The sequence below is a fragment of the Tepidiforma sp. genome, from assembly GCF_034432735.1.
GTDB lineage: Bacteria > Chloroflexota > Dehalococcoidia > Tepidiformales > Tepidiformaceae > Tepidiforma.
This window is the reverse complement of sequence record NZ_DAOUBJ010000095.1, coordinates 1-19764: the sequence shown is the minus strand read 5'-3', so window position 1 is coordinate 19764 and position 19764 is coordinate 1. Positions and strand designations below refer to the sequence as shown.

Annotated in this window: 22 protein-coding genes; 19 read left to right on the top strand and 3 right to left on the bottom strand. The window is 65.8% G+C overall.

The genetic code is table 11. The annotated features are described in order from the left end of the window. Nucleotides 1-114 precede the first annotated feature (114 nt). From hisE to VAE53_RS09105, 11 genes are all read left to right on the top strand, one after another. Entirely contained in the window at nt 115-360 is a 246-nt protein-coding gene (hisE, locus tag VAE53_RS09155; protein WP_369294045.1) for a phosphoribosyl-ATP diphosphatase, read from the top strand. Further along, nucleotides 357-1199, top strand: a complete 843-nt coding sequence (hisG, locus tag VAE53_RS09150; protein ID WP_322819070.1) for an ATP phosphoribosyltransferase — start codon at nt 357-359, stop codon at nt 1197-1199. The genes hisE and hisG overlap by 4 nt, the downstream gene beginning before the upstream one ends. 49 nt (nt 1200-1248) lie before the next feature. Further along, nucleotides 1249-2007 (top strand): zinc dependent phospholipase C family protein, encoded by a 759-nt coding sequence (locus VAE53_RS09145; RefSeq protein ID WP_322819069.1) that lies wholly within the window; start codon nt 1249-1251, stop codon nt 2005-2007. Continuing rightward, nucleotides 1998-3323 carry a histidinol dehydrogenase gene (hisD, locus tag VAE53_RS09140; RefSeq protein ID WP_322819068.1) on the top strand — a complete coding sequence of 442 codons (1326 nt, stop codon included), beginning with the start codon at nt 1998-2000 and terminating at the stop codon, nt 3321-3323. The genes VAE53_RS09145 and hisD overlap by 10 nt, the downstream gene beginning before the upstream one ends. A gap of 1 nt (nt 3324) precedes the next feature. Continuing rightward, nucleotides 3325-4401: a histidinol-phosphate transaminase gene (hisC, locus tag VAE53_RS09135; protein WP_322819067.1), complete on the top strand. Its 1077-nt coding sequence runs from the start codon at nt 3325-3327 to the stop codon at nt 4399-4401. Then, a complete protein-coding gene (gene hisB, locus VAE53_RS09130; protein ID WP_322819066.1) occupies nt 4401-5018 on the top strand; it encodes an imidazoleglycerol-phosphate dehydratase HisB in 618 nt (205 codons plus the stop codon). Before hisC ends, hisB begins: the two co-directional genes overlap by 1 nt. Before the next feature lie 62 nt (nt 5019-5080). Beyond that, a complete protein-coding gene (locus tag VAE53_RS09125; RefSeq protein WP_322819065.1) occupies nt 5081-6100 on the top strand; it encodes a phosphotransferase family protein in 1020 nt (339 codons plus the stop codon). Then, entirely contained in the window at nt 6097-6540 is a 444-nt protein-coding gene (locus VAE53_RS09120; protein WP_322819064.1) for a hypothetical protein, read from the top strand. The genes VAE53_RS09125 and VAE53_RS09120 overlap by 4 nt, the downstream gene beginning before the upstream one ends. Before the next feature lie 5 nt (nt 6541-6545). Further along, entirely contained in the window at nt 6546-7112 is a 567-nt protein-coding gene (locus tag VAE53_RS09115; RefSeq protein WP_322819063.1) for a CoA pyrophosphatase, read from the top strand. Nucleotides 7113-7152: 40 nt separating this feature from the next. Continuing rightward, nucleotides 7153-8700 (top strand): UDP-N-acetylmuramoyl-L-alanyl-D-glutamate--2,6-diaminopimelate ligase, encoded by a 1548-nt coding sequence (locus tag VAE53_RS09110; protein WP_322819062.1) that lies wholly within the window; start codon nt 7153-7155, stop codon nt 8698-8700. Nucleotides 8701-8809: 109 nt separating this feature from the next. Continuing rightward, a complete protein-coding gene (locus tag VAE53_RS09105; protein ID WP_322819061.1) occupies nt 8810-9643 on the top strand; it encodes a peptidylprolyl isomerase in 834 nt (277 codons plus the stop codon). Here the strand turns inward: VAE53_RS09105 and VAE53_RS09100 are convergent. Together VAE53_RS09100 and VAE53_RS09095 are read right to left on the bottom strand one after the other, a co-directional pair. After that, a complete protein-coding gene (locus VAE53_RS09100) occupies nt 9624-10268 on the bottom strand; it encodes a hypothetical protein (protein ID WP_322819060.1) in 645 nt (214 codons plus the stop codon). The genes VAE53_RS09105 and VAE53_RS09100 overlap by 20 nt on opposite strands. Next, on the bottom strand, nt 10252-10491 hold the full coding sequence (locus VAE53_RS09095; RefSeq protein WP_322819059.1) for a hypothetical protein: 240 nt from the start codon (nt 10489-10491) through the stop codon (nt 10252-10254). Before VAE53_RS09095 ends, VAE53_RS09100 begins: the two co-directional genes overlap by 17 nt. A 101-nt stretch (nt 10492-10592) precedes the next feature. On the opposite strand from VAE53_RS09095, the gene VAE53_RS09090 reads away from it, so the two are divergent. The 8 genes from VAE53_RS09090 to VAE53_RS09055 all read left to right on the top strand — a co-directional run bounded on the left by VAE53_RS09090 (nt 10593) and on the right by VAE53_RS09055 (nt 18094). Further along, a complete protein-coding gene (locus tag VAE53_RS09090) occupies nt 10593-11759 on the top strand; it encodes a nitronate monooxygenase (RefSeq protein ID WP_322819058.1) in 1167 nt (388 codons plus the stop codon). Nucleotides 11760-11762: 3 nt separating this feature from the next. After that, nucleotides 11763-12995, top strand: coding sequence for a CoA transferase (locus VAE53_RS09085; RefSeq protein WP_322819057.1), 1233 nt, complete (start codon nt 11763-11765; stop codon nt 12993-12995). Nucleotides 12996-13010: 15 nt separating this feature from the next. After that, the gene (locus VAE53_RS09080) at nt 13011-14267 is read left to right on the top strand and encodes a CoA transferase (protein WP_322819056.1); all 1257 of its coding nucleotides are present in this window, start codon (nt 13011-13013) and stop codon (nt 14265-14267) included. A gap of 93 nt (nt 14268-14360) precedes the next feature. Beyond that, the gene (locus tag VAE53_RS09075) at nt 14361-14930 is read left to right on the top strand and encodes a LemA family protein (protein ID WP_322819055.1); all 570 of its coding nucleotides are present in this window, start codon (nt 14361-14363) and stop codon (nt 14928-14930) included. Between the two features lie 34 nt (nt 14931-14964). Beyond that, nucleotides 14965-15891, top strand: coding sequence for a M48 family metallopeptidase (locus VAE53_RS09070; RefSeq protein WP_322819054.1), 927 nt, complete (start codon nt 14965-14967; stop codon nt 15889-15891). Nucleotides 15892-16467: 576 nt separating this feature from the next. Continuing rightward, a complete protein-coding gene (locus tag VAE53_RS09065; RefSeq protein WP_322819053.1) occupies nt 16468-16944 on the top strand; it encodes a maleylpyruvate isomerase N-terminal domain-containing protein in 477 nt (158 codons plus the stop codon). Next, nucleotides 16941-17405 (top strand): RidA family protein, encoded by a 465-nt coding sequence (locus VAE53_RS09060; RefSeq protein ID WP_322819052.1) that lies wholly within the window; start codon nt 16941-16943, stop codon nt 17403-17405. Before VAE53_RS09065 ends, VAE53_RS09060 begins: the two co-directional genes overlap by 4 nt. A gap of 35 nt (nt 17406-17440) precedes the next feature. After that, nucleotides 17441-18094, top strand: coding sequence for an LON peptidase substrate-binding domain-containing protein (locus tag VAE53_RS09055; RefSeq protein ID WP_322819072.1), 654 nt, complete (start codon nt 17441-17443; stop codon nt 18092-18094). 24 nt (nt 18095-18118) lie between these two features. On the opposite strand, the gene nadA is transcribed toward VAE53_RS09055, so the two are convergent. Further along, a complete protein-coding gene (nadA, locus tag VAE53_RS09050) occupies nt 18119-19336 on the bottom strand; it encodes a quinolinate synthase NadA (protein WP_322819051.1) in 1218 nt (405 codons plus the stop codon). Nucleotides 19337-19764: the final 428 nt, after the last annotated feature.

The window sequence follows — 19764 nt, the reverse complement described above, 5'->3', positions numbered from 1 at the left end:
GGCTCCCAGGAGGCGAAACCGAAGCCGTGACAGCGGCCGACGTCACCGTGCGGCCAACCTCGACATGATCCGTGCGCCCGCTTGGGCTATCGTGAGCGCGTGACATTCGAAGAGATGGTCGCACTCGCTGCCCAACGCAAGCGCGAGATGCCCGATGGGTCCGGCACCGCCGCCATCCTCGCCGGGGGGCCCCACGCCATCGGCAAGAAACTTGTCGAAGAGGCCGCCGAAGCCTGGATGGCTGCCCGCTACGAATCCCGCGAAGCCCTCGCCGAAGAGCTCTCGCAGGTCCTCTACTACGTCGCTTGCATGATGGCTTCAGCCGACCTCACGCTCGATGAGGTGTACCGCACCCTGTGATCAAGGTAGCCCTTCCCAACAAAGGCGTCCTCTTCCAGCCCACGCTCGACCTCCTCGCCTCCTGCGGCTACCGAGTTGGCAAGAGCGGCAGCCAACTCTCCTCGTTCGACCCGGAAAACGACGTCGAGTTCTACTTCCTTCGCCCCGGCGACATCCCCGTCTACGTCGCCAATGGCATTCTCGACGCCGGTATCACCGGTCGCGACCTCGCCGCCGAGCGCGGTCACCAGCCCGAGCTCCTCCTCGATCTGAACTACGGCGATTCGCGCCTTTGTGCTGCGGTTCCGATCACCTCGCCCGTGCACTCCCTCGACGAAGTCTCCAAGCTTCGCATCGCCACCTCGTTTCCCAACATCGTTCGGCAATACTTCGCCGGCCGAGATATTCGACTCATCGAACTCGAAGGCGCCGTCGAAATCTCTGTCGCGCTCGGGATCGCTGAAGCCGTCGTGGATGTCGTCGACACGGGGACCACGCTTCGCCAGGCCGGGCTCCGCATCGTCGGCGACCCGCTCTTCGTCTCCAACGCCGCGCTCTACGCCCATCCCGACCGCGCCGACCATGCGCCGGTTCGCGTCCTGCGGAGCCGCATCGAAGGCCGCCTCGTGGCCCTCGATTACATGATGGTGGAGTACGACTGCCCGGGGACGATTCTCCAGCGCGCCTGCGAAATCACTCCCGGGCTCGAATCGCCGACGATCACCCAGCTGCAGCGCGAAGGCTGGTTCTCCGTCAAAGCTATGGTCCGCAGGAAAGAGGCCCACCGCATCATGGACGAACTCTCGAGCATCGGCTGCCGCGGCATTCTCCTCACCAACATCGAGAGCGCCCGCATCTAGCATTCCCTCTTTTGGGCCAATCCTCCCCCCGGTTCGCTACCATGTGGCCATGCCTCCGATCACGCTCCACATGGTCATCGCCCGGCAGGTTGCGCTCGACCTTGCGCACCAAGACGTCCCCGCCGATTCCGGCGCCTACCTTCTCGGCGCAACCTCGCCCGATATCCGCGTGATCACCCGCCAAGACCGCTACAGCACCCACTTCTTCGATCTCAACGAGCACAATCATCAGGATTCCGTAGCCACGTTCCTCGACACCTGTTGGCACCTCGCGGCTCCCGAGCGCCTCAACCCGCCCACGCGCGCGTGGGCTGCCGGGTACATCTCGCACCTCGTGCTCGATGAGCAGTACATCACCGGCGTCTACCGCCGCTACTTCCTTCGTCACGATCACCTTGGTGGCACCATGCGTGCCAACGTCATGGATCGCCTCCTCCAGTTCGACTTGGACCGTCGCTACTGCTCGGATCCAGCACTCAAAGCATCCATCTGCGACGCCCTCGCCTCCACCGTTCACGACATCCAGACCGGCTTTATCGATGCCGAAACGCTGGAGCGCTGGCGTCAGGTCTCGCGCGACGTCGCCGCCCGCAACCTGGACTGGGACAGAGCCCGCGCGATGATCGCCAACCACCTCCGCTATGCCGGGCTCGAAGAAGACGAGAGCTTGGAGCGATTCCTCGATTCGCTCCCCGAACTCCTCGATGAGACAATCGCCCACATCACCGACCCTGAGATCGACGCGTTCGTGCAGCGCGCCACCCAAACGGCCCGCGCTGCCGTGGAGAGGTATCTGGGATGCGCATAATTCGAAACGCCGAGGAAGGCCGTAGGACCCTCCTCGCTCGCCGCCCGCTCGACGTCGAAGAGCTCCCGATGGAGATCCGCGAGACCACCTTTCGCACCTTCGGGCAGGAGCTCGCGCCCGACGAGGTTGTTCGCCGCATCGTCCGTGACGTCCGCGAAGATGGCGACAATGCCGTGCGCTACTACAACTCCGCCATCGACGGCGCACACACGCCCGACCTCCGCGTCCAGCCTGCGGAAGTCCGCGCTGCGTACGAGGCACTCGACGCCGAGCTTATCGAAGCGTTGAAGTTTGCCGCCGAGCGCATTCGCCGCTACCACGAGACCCAACTGCGGGGCGCTACCATCGACTTCCAACAGCACGGCCTCGGCCAGCTCACCCGCCCCATCCAACGAGCTGGCATCTATGTGCCTGGCACTCGCGCGCCTCTCCCGAGCACGGTTCTCATGTGTGCCATCCCCGCCCGCGTCGCTGGCGTCGAGGAGGTTTACCTGACGAGCCCGGTTCTCCCCGATGGCTCCGTACCCGCCGTCAAGCTGGTCGCGGCCGACATCGCCGGGGTCGATGCCGTCTTCAAGGCCGGCGGCGCGCAGGGCATCGCAGCCTTTGCCTACGGCACCCAGACCATCCCCCGCGTCGACAAAATCGCTGGACCCGGAGGATTGTTCGTCACGATCGCAAAGCGGCAAGTGTTCGGCGACGTCGGCATCGACAGCATTTACGGCCCCACGGAGACGATGATCATCGCCGACGAAAGCGCGAACCCAGAGCTCGTCGCCGCCGACCTGATTGCCCAGGCAGAGCACGACCCTCTCGCCAGTCCGATTCTGCTGACCCCCTCGCACCACCTGGCCGATGAAGTCGTCGCCGCCGTCGAACGCCAACTCCGCGGCCTCGAGCGCGCGAAAATCGCTCGTGCTGCGCTCGAAAATCGCGGCGGCTGCATCCTCGTCAACGACATCGACCACGCGATCGCACTCGCCAATGAATACGCCCCCGAACACCTCTGCCTGTGCGTCGAGAACCCAACGGCGTATGCGTCCAAGGTGCGGAACTGTGGCGGCCTCTTCCTCGGGGAGGCATCACCAGAAGCCGTCGGCGACTACACCGCCGGTCCCAGCCACACCATGCCCACCGGCGGCGCGGCCCGCTGGAGCGGCCCTCTCGGTGTCCACGACTTCCTGAAAAAGATGGCCGTCGTGAACCTCCCGGATGACGAGGCCGAGGAGCTCAACCGCGCAGCCGCCATCATCGCCCGCGCCGAAGGACTCACCGGCCATGCTCACGCCGTCGAACGCCGTCTCCAGGGGCGTTGACGTGACCTTGCGCGACCTCCTGCGTCCCGACCTTGACGACCTCGAGGACTACGTGCCCGTCAAACCGTACGATGTCCTCGCTGCCGAGCTGGGCGTGCCAGTCGAGCGCCTCGTCAAGCTCGACGCCAACGAGAACCTCTACGGGCCCCTCCCGGCCGTGCGCGCTGCCGCTGCTGCTGCCGACCTCCATATCTATCCCGACCCGGGCCAGACCAGGCTGCGCGCGGCCATCGCCGACTACGTGCAGGTCGACCCCGCACAGGTGGTCGCCGGCGCCGGCGCCGATGACCTCATCGATATCATCATCCGGCTCGTCGACCCGCCGGCGGTGGTTGTTCCTACTCCCGCATTCGGTATGTACCGCTTTCTCGCAAAGGTCGCTGGCGCCACGCCTATCGAAATTCGGCGGCGGCCGAATTTCGACCTCGACGTCGTCGCGATCCGCCACGCCGTGCAGGAAACCGGCGCGCGCCTCGTCTTTCTCACCCACCCGAACAACCCCACTGGGAACCCGCTCCAGATCGCCGAGCTGGAGGCCCTCCTATCCCTCGATGCGATCGTCGTCGTCGACGAGGCCTACATCGAGTTTGGCGGCCGGACGGTCGTCCCCCTCATCCGCCACCACCCCAACCTCGTGGTCCTTCGGACCTTCAGCAAGTGGGCCGCCCTCGCTGGGCTACGCGTCGGCTACAGCGTCTCCTCTCCCGAGCTCGCCGCGGAAATGATGCGCATCAAGCAGCCCTACAACGTCAACGTTGCGGCCGAGGCCGCCGCCCTCGCGGCCCTTGAACACCGCGCCGAGATCGCCAAGACTATCGCCGCCATCGTCGCCGAACGCGAGCGGATGACCCGGCTCGTCGCGGGCCTCGGATGGCTCGAGCCGCTGCCCTCCGTCGCCAACTTCGTCCTGTTCGCCGTCCACGGGAGACCGGCCCGTGAGATCGCAGCTTCTCTCCGCCAGCGCGGTATCCTCGTGCGCTACTACGACAGGCCCGATCTCGCCGGCCACCTTCGCATCAGCGCCGGTCGTCCGGCCGATACCGACGCCCTCGTCACTGCCCTCCAGGAGCTCAGTTGATGTCCGACACCGTCGCCCCTTCAACCTCGCCGCGCATCGCCGTCGTTTCCCGCCGCACCGCCGAGACGGCCATCGACATCACCCTCTGCCTCGACGGCTCGGGCAAATTCTCCGGCCAAACCGGCGTCGGATTCCTCGACCACATGCTCGCCCACATCGCGAAACACGGTGTCTTCGACCTCGATGTCCGCTGCGAGGGCGACCTCTGGATCGACCAGCACCATTCGGTCGAAGACGTGGGTATCTGCCTCGGCGAGGCGCTCGGAAAGGCCATCGGCGACAAAGCCGGCCTCGTCCGTGCCGGGTCCGCCTTCATGCCGCTCGACGAAGCCCTCGCACACGCCGTGGTCGACCTCAGCGGTCGTCCCTATGCCGTCCTCGACCTCAAGCTGCTCGGCCGCGAGCTCGGTGGCCTCCCGCCCGACCTCTTCGACCACTTCCTCGAGTCGTTCGCCTTCGCCGCAAAGATCAACCTCCACGTCCGAGTCCTTTACGGCACCAACGACCACCACAAGTGCGAGGCCGCCTTCAAGGCCATGGCCCGCGCGCTCGATGCTGCCACGCGCATCGACCCTCGGCGCGGGGGCGACATACCCAGCACCAAAGGCACCCTCTGAAGGCCGACGAACGCTCGCCGGCTTGACAGTGCCTCACCAACCCCTAACCTTCGCTCCGCCCCGTGGAAGAAGCACTCGCCCGTTACCTCGCCTCCAAGCTCGCCGCCTCGAACGTCCGTGTCAGCGGCCTCCTTCGCGTCCCTGGGGGGGCCTCACGCGAAACGTGGATGTTCGACGCCGAGTGGACCGACTCGGCCGGAGAGCGCCAGTCGGCGCCCTTCGTCCTCCGCAAGGACCCACCGGCGTCGCTCCTCGAGACCGACCGGGAGACAGAATTCACCTTCTACTCCGCTTTCTGGGACACCGCCGTCCCCGTCCCACGGATGCGCTGGCTCGAGCGCGACCCCTCCGTCCTCGGCGGCCCGTTCTTCATCATGGACCGCATCGTCGGCTGCGAATCGGCCACCTCGCGCATCATCGCGCCCCCCTACACGGCCGTGCAGCCCCGCATCGCCGAGAACATGTACCGCATCCTTGGCGCCATAGCGACCTTCGACTGGCAGCGGTCACCGATCGCGCAGATCGCGCGCATCCCCACCCCCGAAACCGCCTGGCAGATCGAGCTCGACCGCTGGGAGGGCATCCTCGATGCCGAGGCGATGGAGCCCCAGCCGATCGTCAAAGCAGCCATCCGCTGGCTCCGCGCCAACCCCCCGCCACCAGCTCAGCGGATCTCCGTCGTCCACGGCGACTACCGCGTCGGGAACTTCCTTTACCGCGACGACGGAGGCATCTATGGCATCGTCGACTGGGAAATGGCCCACCTCGGCGATCCACTCGAAGACCTCGCCTGGTCATTCAACCAGGCGTGGCATTGGGCCAAAGACGGCCGTCCCGGAGGGATCGTCGACCGAGAGACCGGCATCCGCCACTGGGAACGCTATTCCGGGCTCCGCGTCGATCCGGCCGCACTCCACTGGTGGGAAGTCTTCAGCCACGTCAAATGCCAGGGTATCTGGGTCACGGGCGCCCGATCGTTCCAAGAGGGGCGCACGAACGAGCTCATCCTGCCGCTCGTGGCCTACTCGCTCATCAATGCTCAGGACCAGTACCTTTTGCGCACTCTGGGGAGGCTGCCATGAATCCGCATCCGTCCCGGGTTCTCCAGGGGGTCGCAGCGAACTTGCTCTCCGAGGTCCTCCCCAGCATCCAGGCGCCTTTCGGTCAGCAACTGGTTGGCATCGCAGCGATGCTCGATATGATGGTCGCCGAGGAATTCGAACGAGCTGCCGACCGCCTCGTCACCGAGAACCGCGCCGTTCGCGAGATCCTCGCCGCCGGACGCAATCTGCTCGGAGAATCGACACCGCCCGCCGTCACCGAGGCCATCGACACCCCACCCGCCGCCACGCTCCTCGTCTCCGACCTCCAGCGCGAAAACAATATCCTCCGCGGGGCGTTGATCGAGCTCCACGCCGCCGTCGAACGCGCCCACGGCGAAGCAGCCCGGGCCCTCGAAGTTCGCATCTGGGACGAGCTCATCGAGTCCACCCGACGCCGCCAGTTCTCCGTTCGGCCCTGAGCCCGATGCGCGACGCTATCCGCAGACTTCTCTCGGCTTACCAGCCGGCTCGCCAGCAGCCCGACCCTCCCCTCCCAGCAGCCGGCGTCCTGATTCTCCTCCACGATCGGCCTGGTGGCCCGCATATCATCTTCCAGAAACGGACCGACCGCGTCCGCGATCACAAAGGGCAGGTCAGTTTCCCGGGCGGCGTCATGGACCCGGGCGACCCCGACATCCGCTACACCGCGCTCCGCGAAACACATGAAGAGATCGGTGTCCATCCCGAACACGTCGAGACCCTCGGCGAGCTCGACCAGATCGTCACTGTCTCCAACTTCCTGGTAACCCCGTTCGTCGGCTGGCTCGACCGTTACCCATACCGGTGGCGATTCAGCCCCGAAGAAGTCGCCTACCTGCTCGAAGTCCCCCTCGACCATCTCCGCGACCCCCGCAACCACGTCCCCGACCGCCGCATCGTCAACGGCCGCGAATACATCTTTCCGGCCTACCAATTCGGCGACGACCTCATCTGGGGAGCCACCGCCCGCATGCTCGGGAATTTCCTCGATCTCCTGCGTGCCCTCGAATAACCCGCGACAAGAAGCCGAACCCCGGGCTACCATCGCTCACGTGACGCCCGAATCCCACGCCGCCGACCGGCCGCTTGCCTCGCTCCTCGACGAACTTGTCGGAGCGCGCCTCGTCCAGGGAGAAGCTTCCGTTCCGATCGGCGCCGTTCATCACGACTCCCGCCTTGTCGGCCCCGGAGCGCTCTTCGTGGCAATTCCGGGATTCAACGTCGACGGTCACCAGTTTCTCCCCGACGTCGCCGCTGCCGGGGCTGCCGCCGCCATCGTCGAGCGCGGCCATCCCCTTCCTTCGCTCCCTCCCTCGCTCGCCGTGGTCGAGGTTCCCGCCACCCGACCTGCCCTTTCCGCCGCCGCCGCCTGGTTCTACGGCCATCCGAGCCGCGAGCTCGCCGTCATCGGCATCACCGGCACCGACGGGAAAACGACGACCTCCCACCTCCTCACCTATGCGCTCGAAGCCGCAGGAGCCCGCGTCGGGCGGCTCGGCACCGTCGATACCTACCTCCCGGGCGAAGCCGGCCATGTTTCCGCCCGTATGACGACGCCAGAGGCCCCCGAGGTTCAGCGCCTCCTTCGCCGCATGGCCGACACGCATTGCGACTACGCCATCGTCGAGTCCACCAGCCACGGGCTCGCCCTTCACCGGCTCGACCACGTCGAATACGACGTCGCCGTCTTCACCAACATTACCAGCGACCACCTCGACTTCCATCGAACCTTCGAAGCATATCGCGACGCCAAAGCCCGCCTCTTTTCGGCCCTCGAACGGTCCGTCGAAAAAGGCGTAGCAAAGCACGCCGTCGTCAATGCCGACGATCCCAGCGCCCAGTACATGCTCGGCCACGCTCCCTCCGCCGCACAGGTGCGGTTTGGACTCGAGGCGCGTGAGGCCGAAATCGTCGCCAGGAACATCATCCTCCGGCCCGATGGGACCAGCTTCCGCATCGTCGCGCCCCAGGGAATGGCCGAGTGCACCATCCGACTCCCGGCGCTGTTCAACGTGATGAACGCCCTTGCCGCCGCCGCGGCCGCCCTCTCCCTCGGGGCCGACCTCCACGAAGTTGCCCGTGGCCTCGGTGAGTGCCCAGGCGTTCCCGGCAGGATGGAACGCATCGAAGCCGGCCAACCCTTCGAAGTCATCGTCGACTATGCCCACACAGGCGACGCCGTCCGGAAAGTCCTCGAGGTTCTCCGCGACGTCTGCAAGGGACGGCTGATCATCGTCGTTGGCGCCGCGGGCGAACGCGACCCAGGTCGGCGGTTCGGAGTTGGCCGGGCTGCCGCCGAGGGCGCGGATTTCGCCATCTTCACCAATGAAGACCCGCGGTCCGAGGATCCCGCCGAGATCGTCCGCCAAATCGGCCGCCATGCCGAGAGCGCTGGCCGACGCCGCAGCAGCGACTTCCTCGAAATCGAAGACCGGCGAGAAGCCATAGCTGCCGCCCTCTCCATGGCCCGCTACGGCGATATCGTGGTCATCGCCGGGAAGGGCCACGAGAAATCGATCGTCTACGGCACCCGTGCGATCCCCTGGGACGACCGTGAGGTCGCCCGTGAAGAGCTCGCTAAGCTCGGCTACCGGGCCTGAACATCGCCTTTCCCCCGCCGGTCAGCCCGGTTTGGTCGCAATCCACCCCCTCCGTATACTGGCCACGAGCCGGCTACGAATCCCAGCAGCCGTCCACCGGAGTAGCACCGTGCCCAAGCGCAAACGACGCGAGCTGCACCACATGCGGCAAGAGCCATCGCGACGCCGCACCTATCAGCTCAGCCATGCCTCCCCATCCGAGATCTACAAGCCCGGATTCCCGATGAACGTCCTCGGCGACGTTCGTTGGTTCGCGGCGATCGGGGTCGTCGTCGCCGTCGCAATGGTGGTCACTGCCGTCCTCACCACTGGGGGGACGAATCAGGGCAATCCCGATGCCCTGCCAACCGTCACCCCTACGGCCAGCGCCACCGCAGATGCATCGCCCACGACCAGCCCAACCGCCACGGCCAAGCAGTTCGAAAAGGCCGAGCAGGTCATCGATGCCCAGAAAAACAACTACAGCGCCACCTTCAAGACGAGCATGGGCGATTTCACCGTGCGGCTCTTCGCCGACGTCGCACCCAATACCGTCAATAGTTTCGTCTTCTTGGCCAAACAGGGCTTCTACGACAACATTACCTTCCACCGCATCGTTTCCAATTTCGTCATTCAAGGCGGTGACCCTACCGGGACCGGCACCGGCGGACCCGGCTACCAGACCCAAGACGAGCCGAACCAGCTCCGAAACAAAAAAGGCACCATCGCCATGGCCAAGGTCTCCGGGCAGACCCAGTTCGGCAGCCAGTTCTTCATCAACCTCAAAGACAATCCCTCGCTCGACTTCGACAACCCGAGCGCCAACAAGTTCTACCCATTCGGAGAGGTCGTCTCGGGCATGGAAGTCGTCGAAGCCATCGGGAAAGTCCAGGTCGGCCAGGGTGACCGCCCGGTTCAACCGGTGACCATCAAGACGATCGAGATTACCGAGACCCCGAAGTAGCGGGCTCCCCGAGACGCGCATCCCGCGAGGCCGCGATGGCGAGTGCCATTTCGGCCTCCGTCCGCCCATCGCGGTCACCGACGAAGACGCTCAGCACCAGATGTTCGCGCGCCACGTGATGGGCAAACAGCGTGACCCGCGCCTCCCCCTCCATGCCTTCGAGACGGAACAGCCGACCTCGCTCCGCCGCGAGCTCTTCGGCTCGTGCTTCACCGAGCGGCGCCCAGAGCATCCCCGAGTCGCGGATTCGAACCGGATCGGCCTCGAGATTCGCCACCCAAGAAGCGGCTGCCGCCGAAGAATCGAACGCGATCACCTGACAAACCACATTTAGCGGGCTCTCGAACGGTGGCCGCGGGAGAGCCTGTTTCCAAAACCCGAACCGTCCGCCCTCCATCCCTGCTGCCCGATACTCGGCCTTCCTCACCTCGGGGTCGCGAGAGAGGCCCCCGAGGTCGGCGGCCGTGAAATCGCCCCGCGCCTGCTCGATGACATCGAAGGGCAGGTCCTCGGCGGTGCACAGATAGCGGTCGAGCTCGGGGCCCTCGAACCGTCCTGACGCCTGGCAGGCCGATAACATCGCCGCACCGAGAAGGACCGCCGCGATGCTAGTCCGCGCCGGCATCGTCAATCGGCCCAGAGTCGGGCCCGATCAGGCCGTGCTTCGATTGGTACCGCTCTACCACCACGATGAGTAGGAAAAACGGCACGAAGGCCAGGGCCGAGCCGAGCGCCCACCACCAGAGCGGCACCACGAGAAACAGGATGGCGCATGCTGCGGTGAACGCCATTCCGATGATCGAGAAGATGCGGCCTGCAAGGACCCACGGCGTAACAGGCGAGTGCATATCGTCAGTTTCGCCTGCCGCGCGGCCCCGGTCCAACGTCCCTGCGGCTTCCACGTCCGTCCCGTATACTCCCCGCGAACTCCCCCATTTTGGAGGTTCCCATGGGCCGTCCCGTGCTCCGCACGGAGCTGTGCGACCTGCTGGGCATCGAGTACCCCGTCATCCTGGCCGGAATGGGGCCTGTCGCTGGCGGCCTTACTGGCCCCGTGGCCACGGCCCCGCTGGTCGCCGCCGTATCCAACGCCGGCGGCCTCGGCGTCATCGGTGGAGCCGGCTTCAGCGCCGAACGCCTGCGCGAGGAGATTCACCGCGTGCGCTCGATGACCGATAAGCCGTTCGGCGTCGACCTCCTCCTCCCTTCGAATTACATGGGGCCCGCGGCCGGCGGCGAATCACCTCGCGACCCCCGCGAACTCATCCCTGCTGCCGCGCGCGAGGGCCTCAAGAAGGTCCTCGAAGACCTCGGCGTTCCTTGGAAAGAAATGCCGCGGGAACCAGCCGCCGAGCCCCGGCGTCCCCGCGCAGGCGGCATGTCCGACGAGCAGATGGAAGTGGTCATCGAAGAAAAGGTTCCCGTCTTCGCCAGCGGCCTCGGTAGCCCTGCTCCCTGGCTCGACCGGCTCAAGGCCAACGGAACCAAGGTCCTCGCACTCGTCGGAAACGTCAAGAATGCCCGGCGCGTCGCCGCCGCCGGGGTCGATATCGTCGTCGCGCAGGGCACCGAAGCCGGCGGGCACACCGGCCGTGTGGCCACCATGGCCCTCGTCCCCCAAGTGGTCGATGCCGTCGCACCCACTCCCGTCGTCGCCGCTGGTGGCATCGCCGATGGCCGCGGCATCGTGGCTGCGCTCGCGCTCGGCGCCATCGGCGTCTGGTGCGGAACGGCCTTTCTCGTCTCGGAAGAGGCAAACCAGCCCGACCTGCAGAAGCAGCGCATCCTCGCCGCGACCGACGAAGACACGCGAGTCACCCGCCTCTACAGCGGCAAGACCATGCGCAACATCACCAACCCGCTGATCGAAGCCTGGGAAGCGGCAGGCATCCCCGCCCTGCCGATGGGCCTCCAGGGGCTCCTCGTCCAAGACCTCGTCTATGCGTGCCGGCAGGCAGGGCGCGAAGACCTGCTCATGAATGCCGCGGGGCAGATCTCCGGAATGCTCGACCGCATCCGCCCGGCCCGCGAGATCCTCCACGACATGGTAGCCCAGGCAGCTCGCATCCTCGCGCGCGACCTCCCCGCCCGCGTCACTGCCATCCCGGAGTCTTGATCGATGCCCGACCGAGCCCTCGAAGGTATCCGTGTCATCGAATTCACCGACGAAACCGGTGCCTACTGCGGTCGCCTGCTCGCCGACCTCGGCGCAGAAGTCATCAAGGTGGAGCCCCCCGGCGGTGGTCGCCTCCGTCACGCCCGCCCCTTCGTCAAGGGCCACGAAGGCGACCCCAACGCCAGCCTCGCCTTCTGGGCCCACAACACATCCAAAAAGTCCGTCGTCCTCGATCTCGAAACACCCGAAGGCCGCGAATTCGCTCGCCGGCTGGCCGAAGCCGCCGATGCCGTGATCGAAGATAACCCCGTCGGCTATCTTGCCGAACGCGGCCTCGGCTACGAGCAGCTCCGTGCCGCCAACCCGCGGCTCGTTTACACCTCGATCACTGGCTTCGGCCAGGATGGCCCCCACGCCGGCTGGGCCTACTCCGATATCGTCGGACAGGCCATGGGCGGCATCATGACCCTCGCCGGCGAACCTGCCGACCCACCCAACTCGATTTACGGCCGTCAGGCCGATGTCTCCGCGAGCATCCAGGCCGCCCAGGGAACGCTCATCGCCCTCCTCCACGCCGAGGCAACCGGCGAGGGGCAGCTCGTCGACGTTTCGGCCCAGGAAGCCCTTTCCATGGCGCAAGAAACCGCCATGCAGACGTGGGACTTCCAAAGGCGCAACCGCGTCCGAACCGGCGAACTCGGCATGCTTCCCATCCCGCTCCCCGCCACCGGCGTCGCGAAGTGCAAGGATGGCTACGTCTCGCTCTACATCCTGGCCCCGGCGGGCAAAGAGCTCCCCGATCTCGTCGACTGGATGCGCGAAAAAGGCCTGCAGGGGCCGCTCGACGACGAGCCTTACCGCTCCATCGTCGGCAAGCTCAACATGGCGTGGCTCACCCAGCTCATGTCCGACCCGGCAGCAGCCGGCGAGGTCATCCCGCACCTACCCGTCATTAGCAAAACCATTCTCGACTTCTTCGCCACCATGACCGCCCGCGAAGCCTACGAAGAAGGCCAACATCGGCAGCTCCTCATCGGCATCGTCTCCACGCCGAAGGACATCGCCGAAAACGCCCAGCTGCGCGCTCGCGACTGGTTCGTCCGCATCGAATCTCCGCTGGGGGATAGCATCGAATTCCCCGGCCCACCGTATCGCCTATCCGAGACCCCGGCGGTCATTGCCCGCCCACCCCGTCTCGGCGAACACACCGACGAAATCCTCGCGGCCCTGCGATAAAGAGGAGGTACCGCCATGCCCCGCAAGCCGCTCGAAGGGCTCCGCGTCGCCGACTTCTCTTGGTACGGCGCCGGCCCCATCGCTGCCAACACCCTCTCGCAATTCGGCGCCGAAGTCATTCGCGTCGAATCCGAGACGAAGCCCGACGGTCTCCGCCGCGTCCATCCGTTCGCCATGAACCCGGACGGCACTTTCAAGACTGGCTACAACGTTTCGGGCTACTTCAACAACTTCAACACCGGCAAGCTGTCCCTCCAGCTCAACCTCAACCTTCCCCAAGGTCAGGAAATTGCCTACCGCCTCATCGAAAAGTGCGACATCTTCCTGACCAACTTCACGCCGCGCGTGATCGAAAAGTGGAACCTGCGCTACGAGCAGATCGCCGCACGGAACCCACGCATCATCGCGGCCTACGCGCCCATGCAGGGGCTCGCCGGTCCTCACCGGGATTTCCTCGGTTTCGGTGCGGTGCTCACTCCCGTCACCGGCATCAGCCACCTCAGCGGCTTTCCCCACCGCCCCCCGATCGGCGTCGGCACCAACTACCCAGACTACGTCATCAACCCCGGGCACACCGTTACCGCGATTCTCGCCGCCCTCCGTTACCGCAATCGCACCGGCAAAGGGCAGCTCATCGAACTTCCCCAAATCGAATCTGTGGTCAACGCACTCGCCACCGCGGTCCTCGAATACCTGGTCAACGGTGAAAACCCCTCCCGCACCGGCAACCGCAGCCCCAACTACAGCCCACATGGCGCATTCCGCTGCGCCGACGACCCAGAGTCCGTCGGGTCCGTCGACCGCTGGGTCGTCATCGCATGCCGCGACGACCGCGAGTGGGCGGCTGCGGCGGCCGCCCTCGGCCATCCGGAAGCGGCTACGGATCCGCGCTTCGCCACCTTCGAAGCCCGGAAGGCCAACGAAGACGAACTCGAAGCCCTCATCGGATCTTGGGTTCGCGAACGAAAAGCCGAGGATGTCGCGGAAGCGCTCCAGGCCGCGGGCGTCCCGGCGGGTGTCGTCCAGAACGCGCAGGACTTGCTCGAACGCGACCAGCACATGCGCGCCCGCGGCTACTACCAGTACGTCGAGCACCCGGAGGCAGGTCGCGAAGCCCACGACGGCCCCGCCTTCCGCCTCAGTGCGACGCCAGGGTCGGTCCCGGGTCCTGCGCCGCTCCTCGGCGAACACACCTTGGACGTTTGCGAGCGAATCATCGGCCTCTCGACGGACGAAGTCGCCGACCTCCTCGCCGAGGGCGTTCTCGTCTAGATTGCGCCAGGCCGGTGGCGGCGAGGTGCAGACCATCCGCAGGCGAAACCTCACGGTGTGCTAGCATTCCGCCAGCACCTCCAGGAGCATCCTGTGACTGGTCTCATCGTCCTCGTCGTGGTCATCGTCATCGCGCTGCTCATCGTGGCCTGGGTCATCGGCCTCTACAACGGCCTTGCCAGGGCTCGCATTCGTGTCAAGGAAGCCTGGTCGGGTATCGACGTTCAGCTCAAGCGACGCTCCAGCCTCATCCCCAACCTCGTGGAGACGGTGAAAGGTTACGCTGCCCACGAAAAGGAAACGCTCGAGAACGTCACCCGGGCCCGTGCCATGCTCGACCGCGCCCAGACCCCCGGGCAGGCGGCCCAGGCAGACAACATGCTCACCTCCGCTCTTCGCTCACTGTTCGCCGTCGCCGAAGCCTACCCAGACCTCAAGGCGAACCAAAACTTCCTCGAACTCCAGCGAGAGCTAACCGATACGGAGGACAAAATCGCCTACGCCCGGCAGTTCTACAACTCCAACGTTCGCGTCTACAACGAAAAAATCGCGACTGTCCCCAGCTCCATCATCGCCGGCATGTTCAACTTCGAACCGGCGGAGTTCTACGAAGCCGAGGAGGCCGCCCGCGAAGACGTTCGAGTCTCCTTCGTGAGCAGCTGACGCCGGCCGTCGCGTTTCATCGCGTGCCAGTGCCATGACCTCTGCCCCCGTCCCGGGATCCGTCCTTGTCTACGACCGCATCGCGGCCAACCGTCGCACGACGTGGATCCTGATGGTCACGTTCGTAGCCGTGCTCACCGGCCTGGTCGCCCTTGTCACCTACGCGCTAGGTCTCCCGGTTGGATTCCTCGGCGTGGCCGGCATCGCCATCATCGTGTATGCGGTCTTTAGCTATTTCGCCGCCTCCAGCGTCGTTCTCTCGATTTCGGGCGCACACGAAGTCACCAAAGAAGAAGAGTGGGAGTACGTCCGGCGGGTGGAGAATCTTTGCATCGGCGCCGGCTTACCCATGCCCCGCACGTGGGTCCTGGAAGATACCGCACCCAACGCGTTCGCAACCGGCCGCGACCCCCAGCATGCCCACATCGTCGTCACCCGAGGCCTCCTGACCAAACTCGAACCTATTGAACTCGAGGCCGTCCTCGCCCATGAACTTTCCCACATCGGGAACTACGACATCCGCGTCATGACGATCGCCACCGTCCTCGTGGGCATCATCGTGCTGCTCAGCGACTTCTTCCTCCGCTGGACGTTCTGGGGTGCCGGGCGCCGCCGCGGGAGCCGCGATCGGGGTGGCGGAGCCGCCCTGGTCCTCGTCCTTTTCGCCATCGTCGCGGCCATCCTCGCACCCATCGTGGCGCAGGCGCTCAAATTCGCCATCAGCCGGCAGCGCGAATTCCTCGCCGATGCGTCGGGCGCCTTGCTCTGTCGCCATCCCGAAGCCCTCGCTCGGGCGCTCGAGAAAATCGCGGCGGACCCCGAACCGCTCGAAGCGGCGAACAAGGCCACCGCCCACCTGTACATCTACAACCCCCTCCGCGAGCACCAAAGCTTCCTCAACAGCCTCTTCGATACGCACCCACCGATCGAAGAGCGCATCCGCCTCCTTCGCAGCATGTGACGAATTCAGGCCGGAAGACCCGGCTCGAGTGGGTCCTTCGACCTAGGGGGCGTCCCGCCAGTGGCCGATACTCGAGCTGCGACGCCCGAGAAGGCGCCCAACACCGGGAAGGAGGCGCTCGATGGTCGCCACGAAGCACCGGCTCCACGCCCGTTTCCGGGTCTGGATCGTGCAGAGCGTCCGCGAAATCGCCACCCCTGTTCCCGGAGGTTCACCATGAAACTGCGCTGGCACGCTCGAATGCGGAGGTGGCACCGTCCGATACAAGGCCCGCAATAGCGGGCCGGGCGCAGGCTCCGGCAGCCGGGCAAGGAGACTCGAGGTGCAGGAACGCCACCGCCTCTCGCGAGGCAGCCAATCGAACGGCCCTGGCGATCCGGAGCAAGAGCAACTCGACGTGATGACGAGGCCCCGCTTCAAGCGGGGCTTCGGGCTGTTCGATTCGATCGCCCGCGCGGCCAGGAATTGGTTCCACGCGCCGAGCTCAACATGGCGCACCTGGGCAGCTATCATGGCTTCCTCATCGGCCAGGGGCGCGCCAGCAGCGCCCGGCCAGCTCGCGAAGGGGGAGGCCCAATGTCCGCAAAATCCGACGCCCTGGCTACACTCGACGAGAGGTATCGTCGCTTCCGCGCCGGCATCGCCGGCCTCGATGACGCGGCCTTCGCCGAGACCTGGCTGGGCACTTGGAATCTCTCGCAACTCCTCGCCCACATGGCCGGCTGGTACCGCGAGATCGCGGGTGCATTCGAGCGGGTCGCCCGTGGTGAACGCCCCACACCTCCCGGCGTCGACTATTCCGACCCCGAACCCTGGAACCAGCGATTCGCTGCTGCAGCGCTTCCCGGGCGCGCGGCCCTCGAGGACTGGGATGCCGCATATGCCGCCTACCGGGCCGCCGCGGAGGCGCTCCCCGAAGGGCTGTACGGGAACGACCCCGAGACCGGCCGGCCGCGCATCGGCAACCGACTGCTTCAGGGCGCCGGTATCGGTCACTTCGAAGAGCACCAGGGAGAACTCGATGCCTGGCTTGCCGCCCGCCGCCGCGCATGACCCCGGAAGAGCGCCTGGCCGAGCTCGGCATCCAGCTTCCCCCACCCTTCGCTCCGCCCGCCAATTTCGTCCCCGCGGTCCAGTCGGGAAGGCTCGTCTTTCTCTCTGGTCACGGACCGACAGGCCCCGGCGGCGCACTCCTCATCCGCGGGCGCCTCGGCGACGACCTCGCCCTCGAACAGGGATACGAGGCTGCCCGCTTGACCGCCCTCGCCTTGCTCGGCTCCCTGAAGGGCACCATCGGCGAGCTCGACCGGGTCAGCCGCATCGTCAAGCTTCTCGGCCTCGTGCGTTGCACGCCCGATTTCGGGCAGCAGCCGGCCGTCATCGATGGAGCATCGGACCTTCTCGTCGAACTCTTCGGGGAGCGCGGCCGCCACGCACGATCGGCTATCGGTATGCAGGACCTTCCCTTCGGCATGCCAGTGGAAATCGAAATGGTCGTGGAGGTCCAGGGCTGACATAATCGCCTTCAGCCCGCCGGAGGTGCCGTCCGCTGGAACTCCCCCTCTTTCCGCTTCGCACGGTGCTGTTCCCCGGCATGCGCCTTCCACTCCGCGTCTTCGAAGAGCGGTACCGGGTCATGGTGCGCGAGCTCTTGGCCAACGGGGGGGAATTCGGCGTCGTTCTCATCCGCGAGGGCCCGGAAGTCGGCCCCGGAGCCATCCCCTACGACGTCGGCACCGCCGCCAGGATAGAATCCTGCGAAGAAACGACCGACGGCCGATTCACCCTCACCGCGCGCGGCACCTGGCGATTTCGCATCCAGCGAACGCTCCCGCCCCGGCCCTACCCGTGCGCCGAGGTGATCCCGCTCGATGATTCCGACGGCCCGATGACGGTTCGCCTCAAAGCTGCCCTCGAGACGGTTCGAACTACGTTCCCACTCTACTTCCGGCTCGTCCTCTCGCTGACCGACCAATGGGCCCGAGGCCTCGACCTCCCCGAGCGCCCCCATCGTCTCGTGAACTTCCTCGGCGAATGGCTCCAGGTCGGCGAGGATGTCAAACAACGGCTTCTCGAAATGGAAGCGGCTGAAGACCGCGTCGCCTACCTCGCCGAAGTCCTCGATGACCTCATCCTCCGCACCAAGGACGCTGTGATCGAACACCGGCGCAAGAAGTACGGCGCGCTCGGGATCGCCAACTAGGCAGGCCCGGCGCGGCCTCCTACCTCAGGCAAGCTCGAGCATCCGCTCCAGCGCGACGAGCGACCATTTTCGCGTCTCGGGGTCCACCCGTACTTCGTTCACCACTTGGCCTTGAACCAGCGCCTCCAACGTCCAAGCCACATAGGCGGGATGGATGCGATACATCGTGCTGCACGGGCAGACGACCGGGTCGAGGCAAAAGACCGTTTTGTCGGGGTTTTGCTTCGCGAGGCGATTGACGAGATTGATCTCCGTGCCAACGGCCCAGATTGTTCCCGCGGGTGCCTCACGGATCGTCTTCGCGATCTTTTCCGTGGACCCGTAATCGTCGGCTGCCTGCACCACCTCCCATCGGCATTCTGGGTGAACGATCACCCGGACGCCCGGATGTTCGCGGCGCGCCTTCTCGATTTGTTCCACCGTGAACCGCTGGTGCGTGCTGCAGTGCCCCTGCCAAAGAATGATCCGTGCCTTGCGGAGCTGGTCCGGTGTCGTACCTCCCATTGGCAACCGCCAGTTCCAGAGCACCATCTCGTCGAGCGGGATACCCATCGCATGGCCGGTGTTTCTGCCGAGATGCTGGTCTGGGAAGAACAGCACCTTCTCTCCGCGCGCGAACGCCCAGGCGAGCGCCCTGTCGGCGTTGCTGGACGTGCAGACGAGGCCTCCGCGCTCACCGGTAAACGCTTTGAGGCTTGCGGCGCTATTCATGTACGTCACGGGAACGACACTGGCGTCGTCGCCGAGCACGTCGTGGATCTCGTCCCAGGCAGCGTAGACATCGTCCGGGTCGGCCATGTCGGCCATCGAGCACCCGGCGGCCATGTTCGGCAGGATGACGCGAACGTGCTCCGGCGTGAGAATGTCCGCCGACTCTGCCATGAAGTGGACGCCGCAAAACAGGACGTACTCGATACCCTCCTGGTCAGCGGCGTGGCGTGCCAGCTTGAAGCTGTCCCCCGTGAAGTCGGCGTATTTGATGACCTCGTCTCGCTGGTAGTGGTGCCCGAGAATGACAAGCTTCGAGCCGAGCTTCGCCCGCGCTGCTGCGATCCGGTGGTCCAGCTCCTCGGGCCCCATCTGCAGATAGGCCCGCGGGATATCCTGCTGCCAACTCACGAACGCCGGCTCCTGCGCCAGCGGCACCGGTGTCAGCGCGTCCGCCGGACAGGTGTCCGGGTCCGAATACATCACCAGCAGCTCGGCGTAGCTTTTTGCGCTGGATGTGAGCGCTGCAACCATCGACCTACCCTCCCGACTTAGTGTCAGGCCTACACTAAGTCTCCTCTCCACTTTGGCCCACACAGCACTTCGTGTCAACCGGACACTATTCCCCCGCTGCGTTCCTCTGTGCCGATCTGGTGGGTGCCGGCGCGCGAATGGATAGCCCGAGCGGTCCCTATTCCTCCCAACGCTCGCTTACGCAGAACCGTACCCGGCCCAAAGCCCCGAGGAGAGACGCCGCAACCACCTGGGAGAATCAGCGTCGGTCCGGGTTCCGATATCTGTCGCCGGACAATCGATCTCCCGACATTGGCCGTCCGCGACCACGAAGCATTGGCCCGAGGGCAAAAAGTTGCCGGCGCCATGATGCAGCGAAGCCCCGGCGAGCCGGACGTCCTCGCCGGCAGCGACCGGAGCGGAACCTTTCAGCCCTTACGGCGCTGCTG

Bases quoted from the DNA above. Each gene is read 5' to 3' on its own strand.
- hisE (WP_369294045.1), top strand. From the start codon at position 115: ATGGTCGCACTCGCTGCCCAACGCAAGCGCGAGATGCCCGATGGGTCC.
- VAE53_RS09145 (WP_322819069.1), top strand. From the start codon at position 1,249: ATGCCTCCGATCACGCTCCACATGGTCATCGCCCGGCAGGTTGCGCTC.
- hisD (WP_322819068.1), top strand. From the start codon at position 1,998: ATGCGCATAATTCGAAACGCCGAGGAAGGCCGTAGGACCCTCCTCGCT.
- hisB (WP_322819066.1), top strand. From the start codon at position 4,401: ATGTCCGACACCGTCGCCCCTTCAACCTCGCCGCGCATCGCCGTCGTT.
- VAE53_RS09120 (WP_322819064.1), top strand. From the start codon at position 6,097: ATGAATCCGCATCCGTCCCGGGTTCTCCAGGGGGTCGCAGCGAACTTG.
- VAE53_RS09115 (WP_322819063.1), top strand. From the start codon at position 6,546: ATGCGCGACGCTATCCGCAGACTTCTCTCGGCTTACCAGCCGGCTCGC.
- VAE53_RS09100 (WP_322819060.1), bottom strand. From the start codon at position 10,268: ATGCCGGCGCGGACTAGCATCGCGGCGGTCCTTCTCGGTGCGGCGATG.
- VAE53_RS09095 (WP_322819059.1), bottom strand. From the start codon at position 10,491: ATGCACTCGCCTGTTACGCCGTGGGTCCTTGCAGGCCGCATCTTCTCG.
- VAE53_RS09090 (WP_322819058.1), top strand. From the start codon at position 10,593: ATGGGCCGTCCCGTGCTCCGCACGGAGCTGTGCGACCTGCTGGGCATC.
- VAE53_RS09085 (WP_322819057.1), top strand. From the start codon at position 11,763: ATGCCCGACCGAGCCCTCGAAGGTATCCGTGTCATCGAATTCACCGAC.
- VAE53_RS09080 (WP_322819056.1), top strand. From the start codon at position 13,011: ATGCCCCGCAAGCCGCTCGAAGGGCTCCGCGTCGCCGACTTCTCTTGG.
- VAE53_RS09070 (WP_322819054.1), top strand. From the start codon at position 14,965: ATGACCTCTGCCCCCGTCCCGGGATCCGTCCTTGTCTACGACCGCATC.
- VAE53_RS09065 (WP_322819053.1), top strand. From the start codon at position 16,468: ATGTCCGCAAAATCCGACGCCCTGGCTACACTCGACGAGAGGTATCGT.
- VAE53_RS09060 (WP_322819052.1), top strand. From the start codon at position 16,941: ATGACCCCGGAAGAGCGCCTGGCCGAGCTCGGCATCCAGCTTCCCCCA.
- nadA (WP_322819051.1), bottom strand. From the start codon at position 19,336: ATGGTTGCAGCGCTCACATCCAGCGCAAAAAGCTACGCCGAGCTGCTG.